Raw genomic sequence first — 12135 nt, 5'->3', positions numbered from 1 at the left:
ACGTAATGCCAGTTTTGCGTTCGACAAAATAAGAGTGGAGTGAACGCTTAATGCTGAGTGTAGACAGGCTTAAATAAAACGAGCGCCCCGAAACGGTGCGAAATTACAACCTGTGCCACAAATCGGAGCAAAAGTTTCAGGTCTGGTCGGGAAAAAGAAGAGATAGTTTCCGGTGTGAATATTGGCAGGGTATTCAATAATATGAATGTGTGAAAATCATCACGATAGACCAGGTAATTTAAATGAGCATACGAAAAAGATGTGATGGACTTCAGGTAGGTATTAATTACGTGAATGAATACGGGGCTATTTTTTTACTTATTTGAAAATACTGCACTCATTAAAAGCAAAAGCGCGGCCGGGGCCGCGCTTTCTCAACAGACGTTACTTCGTCAGGGCAACAATACCCAACGTCAAACCCGCCACTGCGGCAGCACCGCCGGCGATAGCACCCGCAGTCTCCCAGTTATCCTGGGTGGTGCCTTTCATACAGGTATTGGTATGGACCAGTCGGCCCTGGTCGTCGTAAACCGGTACACATGGAGAGTCGTGCGCGCAACCAGCGAGCAGCGCAGCGAGAAGTGCAACGGAAATGAATCTTTTCATGATGTTACCTCAGTATTATTTCTCATCCGCAATAAAGCCAGGAGGGCTATTAACGAACTGGAGGTTATTTTACCATCGGCATAACTCCCCGTTACACGAGGAATAATCTCAAATTATGTAGTTTGTAAAAATCGTGGAGAAAAGCCGGTTTCAGGATGAATTAATGGAGACATTGTGAAGCTGCAAGAGACTGTTTTTACTTAATGCAAATCATCCTGTTATTTAAACGGCCTTCATGTAAAACCTAATTCATCGTTAATGTTAAAAATAAAAAAGGCACCAAAGGTGCCTTTTTAGGGAAACATTAATCTTTATGGCGGGTGAACCGCCGCCGGACAACCACAAAGAAGACGGGCACGAAGAAAATCGCCAGAAGCGTTGCGGAAAGCATGCCTCCCATCACGCCCGTACCAACGGCGTTTTGCGCGCCGCTGCCGGCCCCGGTGCTTATTACCAGCGGCATGACGCCAAGGATAAAGGCCAGAGACGTCATCAGGATCGGTCGAAGGCGCATTCGTGAAGCCTCCAGGGTGGCTTCAATAATGCCTTTGCCTTCTTTATCCATGAGGTCTTTTGCAAACTCGACGATCAGAATGGCGTTTTTCGCCGATAAACCAATCGTTGTCAGCAGACCGACCTGGAAATAGACGTCATTGTTTAACCCGCGCAGTGAGGCTGCGAGAAGCGCCCCGATGACCCCCAGCGGCACAACCAGCATGACGGAGAACGGAATGGACCAGCTTTCATACAGCGCTGCCAGACACAGGAACACCACGATCAGTGAAATGGCGTACAGTGCAGGCGCCTGGTTACCCGAGAGCCGCTCCTGGTAAGACATCCCCGTCCAGTCATAGCCGATGCCTGTAGGCAGTTTTGCCGCGAGGCTTTCCATCATCACCATCGCCTCACCGGTACTTTTACCCGGGGCTGACTCACCGAGGATCTCCATAGAGGGCATCCCGTTGTAGCGCTCCAGGCGAGGCGAACCATAGACCCACTTCGCGTTGCTAAAGGCGGAGAACGGGACCATTTTTCCATTCGCGCTGCGTACGTAAAGGTTGTTGATATCTCCCGGCAACATACGGAATTTCGCATCGGCCTGTACGTAGACCTTTTTCACGCGCCCATGATCGATAAAGTCGTTCACATAGGTGCCGCCTAAGGAAGTCGAAATCGTCTGGTTAACGTCAGAAAGACTAATGCCCAGCGCCTGCGCTTTCTCCTGGTCGACATCCAGCTTGAACTGAGGCGTATCTTCAAGGCCGTTAGGACGCACGCGAACCAGCAGGTCAGGATGCTCTTTCACCATGCCGAGCAGCTGGTTACGCGCCTGCGTCAGCTGGGTATGTCCCAGGTTAGCCTGATCGATCAGTTCAAAGTCGAAGCCCGTCGCGGTGCCCAGCTCAATAATGGCAGGCAGGTTAAACGGGAACACAAGACCATCTTTAATCTGACTGAAGGCTTTCGTCGCGCGACCCACAATGGCTTCGACGCCATTTTCCGACCCCTGGCGCTCCTCCCAGGGCTTCAGGCTGATGAAGGCAATACCGGAGTTCTGACCCTGGCCGCTAAAGCTAAAGCCGTTTACGGTAAAGACGGATTCAACGTTTGCCTTCTCTTTGTTCAGGTAGTAATCCTGAACCTGGTCGAGGACCTGCTGAGTACGCGTTTGGGTTGCCCCTGCCGGAAGCTGCACCATCGTCATAAACACTCCCTGATCCTCTTCAGGTAGGAATGAGGTGGGCAAGCGCAGGAAGAGCACCGCCATCCCAGCGACGATAATGACGTACACCACCAGATAGCGCCCGGTCTTACGCAAAATACCGCTCACGCTGTTGCTGTAGTGATCCACGCTCTTATCAAAAAGCGCATTAAACCAGCCGAAGAAGCCACTTTTCTTCTCATGATGGTCATCGGAGACGGGCTTAAGCAACGTTGCGCAGAGGGCGGGCGTCAGGATAAGCGCAACCAGTACGGACAGCGCCATAGCGGAAACGATAGTCAGTGAGAACTGACGATAGATTGCCCCCGTTGAGCCGCCAAAAAAGGCCATTGGAATAAAGACCGCCGAGAGCACCATGGCGATCCCCACCAGCGCGCCCTGGATCTGCTCCATCGACTTCTGCGTGGCCTCTTTCGGCGGCAGTTTGTCCTCGACCATGACGCGTTCAACGTTCTCAACGACCACGATGGCGTCATCGACCAGCAGACCTATCGCCAGCACCATGCCGAACATCGTCAGGGTATTGATGGAGAAACCGAACGCCGCCAGAACCGCGAAGGTACCCAACAGAACGACCGGTACCGCGATGGTTGGGATGAGCGTCGCACGCAGGTTTTGCAGAAACAGGTACATCACCAGGAAGACGAGAACGATCGCTTCAAACAGGGTCTTCACGACTTCGTGGATGGAGATTTTTACAAAAGGCGTCGTGTCATAGGGATAGACAACCTTAAGTCCCTGCGGGAAGAACTCCTGCAGTTGCGCCAGCTTGGTCTTAATCGCTGCCGCAGTGTCCAGCGCATTTGCTCCGGTCGCCAGCTTAATCCCCAGACCGGTTGCTGCCTGCCCGTTGATTTTAGTGACCATGTTGTAGTTTTCGCCACCCAGCTCAATACGCGCCACGTCCTTCAGATGAACCATCGAGCCATCCTGATTGACCTTGAGCGTCACGCGGCCAAACTCCTCCGGTGATTTCAGGCGGGTTTGCGCGATGATCGAGGCATTCAGCTGCTGCCCGGGAATAGACGGCGCTCCACCCAGCTGACCTGCCGCTATCTGATCGTTCTGCGTTTTCAGCTGATTGATAATATCCAGCGGCGTCAGCTGGTATTTGTTCATCGCGTTGCTGTCGAGCCAGATGCGCATCGCATACTGAGCGCCAAACAGCTGGACGTCACCGACACCAGACGTTCGGCTGATGGCATCTTTGACGTTTGAGGCGACGTAGTCTGAGATATCATCCTGCGTGAGATTTTTGTTGTCTGAAACAAAACCGGCGACCAGCAGGAAGCTGCTGCTGGATTTCTCCACGCCAATCCCTTGCTGCTGCACCTCTTGCGGCAGCAGCGGCATCGCGAGCTGCAGCTTGTTCTGTACCTGCACCTGCGCGATATCCGGGTCGGTACCTGACTCAAAGGTCAGGGTGATGGTGACGTTACCCGCTGAATCGCTGGTGGAGGACATATACATCAGGTTATCGATGCCGTTCATATTTTGCTCGATAACCTGAGTCACGGTATCCTGCACCGTTTGCGCATCAGCGCCCGGGTAGGTCGCGGATATCGCGACGGCGGGAGGGGCAATGGTCGGATACTGTGCGACGGGAAGTTTGAGAATGGCCAGCCCGCCTGCAATCATCAAAATGATGGCCAGCACCCAGGCGAAAACCGGTCTCTGAATAAAGAAATTAGCCATGTCGTCGTCCCTTAACCGGCTGGCGTCGTGGTGGTATCCGGCGTCGCGACGACGGTTACCCCTGGTCTGACTTTCTGTAGCCCGCTGACAATCACGCGGTCACCGTTTTTCAGCCCTTCCGTTACCAGCCAGCGATCGCCAATTGCCTGCGGGGCGACGACGGTACGCGGTTCAACCTGGTTTTTATTGTTTACCACCATGACGGTTGCATCGCCTCGTGGTGTACGGGTCACGCCTTGCTGTGGCACCAGAATCGCATCTGGCTGGGTACCTTCATCAATGCGCGCGCGAATAAACATGCCGGGTAACAGCAGGTGCTGAGGGTTCGGGAAAATGGCGCGCAGGGTAATCGAGCCGGTACTTTCATCAACCGTGACGTCTGAGAACTGTAATGTGCCTTTCAGCGGATAGGGCTGTCCATTTTCCATCAGCAGCTCAACGCTGCTGGCCGTGTCGCCTTTCTGCAGGCTCGTCTGTTTCAGGCGCATAAAGTCATTGCTGGACTGAGTAACATCGACATAAATCGGATCGAGCTGCTGGACCGTTGCCAGCGCTGCGGCTTGCCCGTTCGTCACCAGCGCCCCTTCAGTCACGCTGGATTTCCCGATACGACCATCAACAGGAGAGGTCACTTTGGTATAGGCGAGGTTGATTCGTGCGCTTTCAACGCCGGCTTTTGCGGCAATCACGCTGGCATCTGCCTGCTGAGCCGTCGCCACGGCCTGGTCATACTCCTGCTTACTGACATATTGGGTGCCAACCAGCGGGAGATAACGTTTTACCGTCAGGTGCGCAATATTGGCCGCCGCCTGAGCCTTCGCCAGTTCGCCTTTCGCGCTCTCATAGGCGGCCTGATAGGTCGCAGGATCAATCTGATAAAGTGAATCACCCGCTTTTACATCGCTACCTTCCGTAAAATTACGACGCAGGATAATACCGCTAACCTGAGGACGAACCTCTGCAACGCGGAACGCATCCGTTCTGCCCGGGAGTTCAGTGGTGACAGCCAGCGGGGCGCTTTTCACAATATGCACGCTGACCTGGGGCGCCTGCGGATGTTGTTGTGGGTTTTCCTGGCCATCGCATCCTGAGAGCAGTACCGCGCAGACAATGAAACCGGCTAGGGGTAAGCGTCTGAAATGAATCGTCATTACTGTTCCTTTAAATATCCATCAACCGATATATGCCGCAAATCGGTGGCTGGGGCAGAGGGATAAAAATAAAATGTAGCTGCGTATAATAATGAGGGTATTTAATGTTTTTTAATTTATAAGTGCGAATGACCGTGCTTATAGAAAAAATCAGAATCAGACTCGGTCCATTCAGAGATATACTTCAGGACTGTAAATCAGGTAAATGGATTTAACGCGCCCTAATTATTCATGTCATCAATTTAATCGGTTTGATGTATTTGTATCTCTTATAAATTAAGAGGGCTGACTTTTTTTGTGCAAAATTAAAACTGATTTTAGGGAATACTTACATTTGCATGAACGCAATATTACCTTTAAACCTTATGAGTAAAGAGTAGTTGCCTATGGCGCGTAAAAAGAAAGAAGAGGCTCTACAAACCCGGCAGCAGCTGATTGAGGCGGCAATCGGACAGTTTGCGACGCGTGGCGTAGCCAGCACGACGCTGACGGACATAGCCGATGCAGCACAGGTGACGCGCGGTGCAATCTATTGGCACTTCAACAGTAAAACTGAAATATTTAATGCCATCTGGGAGCAGCAGTTACCGCTCCGCGACATTATTCGCGACAGGCTTTCTCTCTCTGATAATGACGATCCATTGTTAAAACTTCGTGAGCAATTTATTACTGCGTTGCAGTATATTGCCCATGAACCCCGGCAGTGTGCGCTTTTACAAATTCTGTATCATAAATGTGAATTTAGCAGCGATATGATTTCAGAGAGAGAAATCAGAAAACGGATTGGATTCAATGATGACACGCTGCGCGCCACGCTCGAGACCTGTATTTCGCGGAATATCATTTCGCCAAAGATGAATGTGGATCTCACCTTGATTGTTTTCCACGGTTTTTTTAGCGGAATAATTAAAAACCGGTTAATGAATAATGACAGTTTTAATCTTTATCAGCAGGCTCCCGCTCTGGTCGATAGCATACTGGCGACACTTCCTGTCATTCGCGTGTCGCCTGATGTTGAAGCTTATAGCTCGACGCCTGGTAACATTTCCCCTCGGGCACAAAGTGCTTCTATGGTCTGCGGGCTGGCGGGTTTACCTAACAGATAACCCTGAAGGGTGTTACAGCCCAGCTCGGTTAAAAAGGCCTGCTGTGCTTCGGTTTCTACACCTTCAGCCACGACTTTCAGGTTAAGCGTTTTAGCGAGGGCCACAATCGCAGAGACAATGGTGGCATCCTCGCTTTCGCCGCTAAGCTCTTTCACGAATGCCCTGTCGATTTTCAACTCACAGGCCGGTAAGCGCTTGAGATACAGCAAGCTCGAATATCCGGTGCCAAAATCATCAATGGAGGCCTTCACACCCGCATCCGTCAGCTCTGTCAGCACCCGCACGCTCTCATCCGGGTTGCTCATTGCCGTCGTTTCCGTCACTTCGAGGATCAACATTTCCGGCGGTACATGGTGAAGTGCCAGACAGTCGAGAACTGTGTTAACCAGCGAAGGTTGTTCAAACTGCAGCGTCGACAGGTTTACCGCCATTGACCAGCTTTGATGCCCCTGAAGATGCCACTCCCGCAGCTGGCGGCAGGCTTCGTTAATCACCCAGTTACCAATAGGGATAATCAGCCCCGTTTTTTCCGCTAGCGGTAGAAAAAGGTCCGGCGTCAGGAGACCCTGCTTAGGGTGCTGCCAGCGCAATAACGCCTCGAATCCGAGTAAAGGTCCCGCAGGGGCGTGAAATTTTGGCTGATACAGCAGGCGTAGCTCATGGCGATCGATCGCCATCCACAGATCGTTCATTAGCTGAAGATGGGTCTGCGCCAGGGAGTTCATGGAGGGCTGGAAAAAATGGTAACCGTTACGGCCCATATGCTTCGTGTGATACATCGCCGCGTCGGCGTTAAACATCAGCTCGCGCTCGGTTTTGCCGTCGTGAGGATACAGCGCGATACCTATGCTGAGGGTCACCATCAGTTCATAGGGGCCGAGAGTGAACGGACTATCGATCGCGCGCACCAGCGCATTCGCCAGCGATGCCGCGTCGTCCGGGCCTTCTCCCTCTGCCAGCAGAACAAATTCATCACCGCCGATACGTGCAAGCGTGAACTGGCCTTTCAGAAGCTGCAGCAGACGCTGCGTAACGGCGACCAGCAGCCTGTCGCCGACATCATGACCGTAGGCGTCATTGATGGCTTTAAAGCCGTCGAGATCCATGAACATCAGGGCAAAGTGGCTCCCTTCACGATCGGCTTTGCTGATGGCCTGATCGAGTCGGTCTTCCAGCAGGATACGGTTGGGCAGGCGCGTCAGGGTGTCGTGCAACGCCAGTTGAGCAAGTTCCCGGTTCGCTTCTGCAAGCGATGAGGCCAGAAGGGCGGTACGTGCCTGAAGGCGGGCATCCAGCATCGACACCAGCAGGGTGATGCCAAGAATAGAGAGCGCGACGACGCTGACCAGCACCGCCAGCCAGCTTCCGTTAATCCCCGCATGATGAACCATTGTGGACATGGGAAACTGCGCGGCTTTCATTCCGGCATAATGCATACCGGCAATCGCAATTCCCATCGTGATGGCGGCCCCCATGCGCATCAGCACGACCTGCGCGGCTTCACGACGCAGGCGGAAGGTCAGCCACAATGCCGCGAGAGAAGCGGCAAGCGCAATCGCGACCGAAATGGCCACCCAGAGCTTGTCCCAGACAATCCCCGGCTTCACTTCCAGCGCGGCCATGCCGGTGTAATGCATAGCAACAATACCGCTTCCCATCACCAGCGCGCCGGGCAGCAGACGGCGCAAGCGTAATTGCTCGCAGCTCACGAGCCAGAGCGCGAACAGTGACGAACCCACGGCGATGACCATGGATAACACCGTCAGGCTGGCGTTGTAGCTCATGCTCATGGAGAGGTCCATCGCCAGCATGCCGATAAAATGCATGGCCCACACGCCAATGCCCATAGCAATACCTCCCCCAGCCAGCCAGACGCGGGCAGCGACGCCCTCACTCCCGGCGACGCGTGCAGCCATGTTCAGTGCGGTATAGGCCGCAAGAATAGCCACAACAAAGGAGAGGACGACAAGGATAGGGTTGTATTGGCTGGCCAGCATGGACGGTTCTACTCAAGTGTGGGGTTACGCTAGAGCGGTTGAGAAGGGCGAGACATTATCACCGTCAGGTAATGGCTCAAAGGGATTTAAATCCCCGTTTTTAGTGGGTAATCACGGGGTGAGGTGCGCAATCGGGTGGTTAGTCGAGCTCTGAGCAGTTCACGAGCTTCAGCGGATTGACGGAGTTCATATTGCGACACTTGTCGGTTTCGGTGCTCATCAGTTCTATCCACTGCATCAGGAGTGCATCGAAAACGAGAACGAAGATTGCAAAGACAACCAGCCACCAGTATTTACGAATCATTGTGTCATTCCGCGAGAAGAGCGCCAGTAAGGTGGGGGAAATATACACGAAAAACCGAGGTTGGAAAGCGGGATAAGCGAAGGTTTACAATGCGTTGACGGAGCGGGGCAGGGAATAAAAAAGGCGCTTCCCCATGCCGAAGAGCGCCTTTTTAAACAAGCATTTAACTGATTAGTATCAGTTCATGCCGTATTTTTTCAGTTTCTTACGCAGAGTACCACGGTTGATACCCATCATCAGCGCAGCGCGGGTCTGGTTACCGCGGGTGTATTGCATCACCATGTCCAACAGTGGCTGTTCAACTTCAGCCAGTACCAGCTCATACAGGTCATTAACATCCTGACCGTTCAGTTGAGCAAAATAGTTCTTCAGTGCCTGTTTAACCGAGTCACGCAGGGGCTTTTGAGTTACCTGGTCCTGAGAGTTAACGGTAGAAACGGTCAGTACGTCAGAATTTACGCGTTGTTCGAACATAGTTCTGTCAGCTCTTTATTTCATTACGCAAGATTTTCGAAGTATGCCTCCAACGCCTCCAGCTGTACGCTGGCATCCTCTATGGCGTTGAATGTGCGCCGAAACTGGTCATCTGGAGCGTGCTCCTGGAGATACCAGGAGACGTGTTTACGCGCAATTCGGTACCCTTTTGCCTGACCGTAGTGGTCATGCAGTTCCCGAACATGCGAACAAAGCAAGCGCTTAACCTCTGCCAAAGGCAGTGGCGCAAGCAGCTCCCCAGTGTCCAGATAATGCTGGATTTCCCGGAAGATCCAGGGTCTTCCCTGAGCGGCACGTCCTATCATCAGAGCATCAGCTCCCGTATAGTCGAGCACAGCTCTGGCTTTAAGCGGGTCAGTTATGTCGCCATTCGCGATAATCGGAATGGAAACTTTCTGCTTAACTGCCCGAATGCTGTCGTATTCAGCTTCGCCGTTGAACAAACAGGCGCGAGTGCGTCCATGAATGGTCAGGGCCTGAATGCCACAATCTTCGGCCAGTTGGGCAATCTCTACACAGTTACGGTGTTCCGGCGACCAACCCGTGCGAATCTTTAACGTAACAGGAACGTCCACCGCGCTGACAACCGCCGTCAGGATAGCTTTCACCTGGTCGGGGTATTGCAGAAGGGCTGAACCTGCAAGCTTGCGATTCACCTTTTTGGCCGGGCACCCCATATTGATATCAATAATCTGGGCACCACTTTCCACGTTAATCCGCGCGGCATCTGCCATCTCTTCAGGTACGCTTCCGGCAATTTGCACGGTGCGGATACCCGGTTCATCAACGTGCACCATCCGAAGGCGGGATTTGTCGCTTTCCCAAACCTGCGGGTTAGACGACATCATCTCGGATACGGTTAAACCGGCTCCCATCTCGTAGCACAGCGTCCTGAACGGCCGGTCTGTAATACCTGCCATAGGGGCTGCGATCAGGCGATTTCTAAGCTGGTGGTGTCCGATGCGCATGAGTTAAGAAATGACCATACTGTGACTGCAAGGCGGCGTATATTACGCATTTTTTGCACGAGATGAAAGGCCAAACTTTGAACAATCCACTGCGGTAGATCAAGGAATCGCCGCTCAATCTGTCCGTTCAAAATTATTCACTATTTAAATCATTGTGTTATACGTGAATGGTTATTTTATGGGCGCTTACAATTTCCCGTAACTTCTCATCATTTCTGAATAAATGCATTACAGAAGCGGGATAATCTGCTGCGTTTAGCAGCAGATTTTCCCACTTCTTTGCGATCTGCGTCGCATTTTAGAACATGATCGTCATGCGAAAAGTGCGTCTTATTCGACCACAACACGCCCATGCAGCGGCTGTACCGGACGGTTATTATCGTGATGCATGGTATGGGTAAATTTCTCAAGCTGTTCTGCAGACACCGTCAGGGGCTGCTTAAGCAAAATCCAGGTGACGCCTTCTGAACACGGCGGGGTAGTCAGTGAACCGCTAAAGCGCCAGTACGTTTTATCCTTTGGCAGCAGTGTGTTCAGGTTAAGATCCTGTTTGATGGAGACGTTCTGTTCGGCCTGCTGCGGCATTACGCCCCACAGCTTTTCCAGCTCAGGATTCGCAGCACCTTTATCAAACATGACGGCCACCACCGTCAGTTCTCCACTGGCATTTTTATGTACCAGATGCATCTCCATCGCGTACTTCTTGCCATGCACGGTATTTTCGCTCGGCGCATGGAAGTGGAACTGCTGTAACGTCCAGGCTTGCTTATCCAGAGTGATGGTATCGCGGGTGTCAGCCTGTTCGCTGGCCTGAATGGTATGGCCGTTGTTTGTCAGCGTAACCGGGCCATCAACGTAGTGCGTTTGCAGCGGGGAGAGATGGGCGTTAGCGGTCGAATCAATATTAATAGGTGACTGGTTCATTCCGCTTTGACAGGTCTTGTACGCCTCGTCCAGCTCGCCCCAGTGTTCCGGGGAACCTTCCCCTTCGTAGCTCCAGTGTGACGCAAATGCTGAAGCCGAAACCATGCTCAGCGCCAGCAGCGCTACCTTGCCTGTAATGTGTTTCATCATATTCTTCCGGTGAATTTTTATAATACAAATCAACATGATTTGTGAGGTTATTTTACCGAAGAATGGCCGGGGGAGAGAGGATTATCAGCGGGGGAAAGGCGTGGTCAGATGACCACGCCAAATGCTTATTTTTTACGGCCGGTGATGCGGCACCACTCTTCTTTTTCCACCACCGGGTCGAGGGCAAAGAGATCGGCGTAGGCTTCACACACGCTGTCCGCCTGGCTTGCCAGGATACCGGAAAGCCCCAGCAGACCGCCCTCAACGGGCAGCACGCTGATTAATGGTGCCAGCTCGCGCAGTGGGCCCGCCAGAATGTTTGCGACCACCACGTCGGCTTTCATGGCTTCTGGCTGGGCATCCGGCAGATACAGCTCCAGACGATCGGAGACGCCGTTACGCTCGGCGTTATCCCGGCTGGCCTGAATCGCCTGCGGATCGATATCGATCCCGATGGCTTTAGCCGCGCCCAGTTTCAGGGCGGCAATGGCAAGGATCCCGGATCCGCAGCCAAAGTCGATCACCGTTTTACCGTCCAGATCGAGACCATCCAGCCACTGCAGGCACAGGGACGTCGTTGGATGAGTGCCGGTACCAAACGCCAGGCCCGGATCGAGCATCACGTTAACCGCGTTTTCATCCGGGACATCGCGCCAGCTTGGGCAGATCCACAGACGCTTGCCGAACTGCATCGGGTGGAAGTTGTCCATCCACTCGCGTTCCCAGTCTTTGTCTTCCAGCTGTTCGATTTTGTGCACAAAACCCGCGCCCAGCAGAGGATGATTCTCCAGAATCGCGACAACCTCTTTCATGTCCGTCTCGGCATCAAACAGGCCAATAACGTCGGTATCACCCCACAGGCGGGTTTCGCCCGGCAGCGGCTCAAAGACCGGCGTGTCATGCGTGTCCTGGAAGGTGATAGAGACCGAACCGGCCTCCATCAGCGCATCGCTCAGCTCTTCGGCGTTAGCGCCGGTTGTATTCAGTTTTAGTTGGATCCACGGCATGGCAAAACT

At 52.9% G+C, this 12135-nt stretch carries 10 protein-coding genes; 1 reads left to right on the top strand and 9 read right to left on the bottom strand.

Translation table 11 applies throughout. The features are described from left to right. Positions 1–384 precede the first annotated feature (384 nt). The 3 genes from FY206_RS22230 to FY206_RS22220 form a co-directional block, all read right to left on the bottom strand. On the bottom strand, positions 385–606 hold the full coding sequence (locus tag FY206_RS22230; RefSeq protein WP_008502867.1) for a lipoprotein: 222 nt from the start codon (positions 604–606) through the stop codon (positions 385–387). 304 nt (positions 607–910) lie between these two features. After that, a complete protein-coding gene (locus FY206_RS22225) occupies positions 911–4024 on the bottom strand; it encodes an efflux RND transporter permease subunit (protein ID WP_045890116.1) in 3114 nt (1037 codons plus the stop codon). Between the two features lie 11 nt (positions 4025–4035). Further along, positions 4036–5175, bottom strand: coding sequence for an efflux RND transporter periplasmic adaptor subunit (locus FY206_RS22220; RefSeq protein ID WP_077064352.1), 1140 nt, complete (start codon positions 5173–5175; stop codon positions 4036–4038). A gap of 386 nt (positions 5176–5561) precedes the next feature. On the opposite strand from FY206_RS22220, the gene envR reads away from it, so the two are divergent. Further along, on the top strand, positions 5562–6281 hold the full coding sequence (gene envR, locus FY206_RS22215) for an acrEF/envCD operon transcriptional regulator (protein WP_045890119.1): 720 nt from the start codon (positions 5562–5564) through the stop codon (positions 6279–6281). On the opposite strand, the gene FY206_RS22210 is transcribed toward envR, so the two are convergent. The 6 genes from FY206_RS22210 to prmA form a co-directional block, all read right to left on the bottom strand. Beyond that, a complete protein-coding gene (locus FY206_RS22210; RefSeq protein WP_032642459.1) occupies positions 6197–8278 on the bottom strand; it encodes a putative bifunctional diguanylate cyclase/phosphodiesterase in 2082 nt (693 codons plus the stop codon). The genes envR and FY206_RS22210 overlap by 85 nt on opposite strands. Positions 8279–8417: 139 nt before the next feature. After that, positions 8418–8582, bottom strand: coding sequence for a DUF2556 family protein (locus FY206_RS22205; RefSeq protein ID WP_032642458.1), 165 nt, complete (start codon positions 8580–8582; stop codon positions 8418–8420). A gap of 177 nt (positions 8583–8759) precedes the next feature. Further along, positions 8760–9056, bottom strand: a complete 297-nt coding sequence (gene fis / locus FY206_RS22200; RefSeq protein WP_000462905.1) for a DNA-binding transcriptional regulator Fis — start codon at positions 9054–9056, stop codon at positions 8760–8762. 23 nt (positions 9057–9079) lie between these two features. Beyond that, entirely contained in the window at positions 9080–10045 is a 966-nt protein-coding gene (gene dusB, locus FY206_RS22195) for a tRNA dihydrouridine synthase DusB (protein WP_023309409.1), read from the bottom strand. Positions 10046–10375: 330 nt separating this feature from the next. After that, positions 10376–11116, bottom strand: coding sequence for a carbonic anhydrase (locus FY206_RS22190; protein ID WP_032642457.1), 741 nt, complete (start codon positions 11114–11116; stop codon positions 10376–10378). A 128-nt stretch (positions 11117–11244) separates the two neighbouring features. Then, a complete protein-coding gene (prmA, locus tag FY206_RS22185) occupies positions 11245–12126 on the bottom strand; it encodes a 50S ribosomal protein L11 methyltransferase (protein ID WP_029741742.1) in 882 nt (293 codons plus the stop codon). Between the last annotated feature and the right edge of the window lie 9 nt (positions 12127–12135).

The sequence above is a fragment of the Enterobacter chengduensis genome, from assembly GCF_001984825.2.
Taxonomy (GTDB): domain Bacteria; phylum Pseudomonadota; class Gammaproteobacteria; order Enterobacterales; family Enterobacteriaceae; genus Enterobacter; species Enterobacter chengduensis.
The sequence above is the reverse complement of the archived record's forward strand: the minus strand, read 5'-3'. Positions and strand labels throughout refer to the sequence as shown.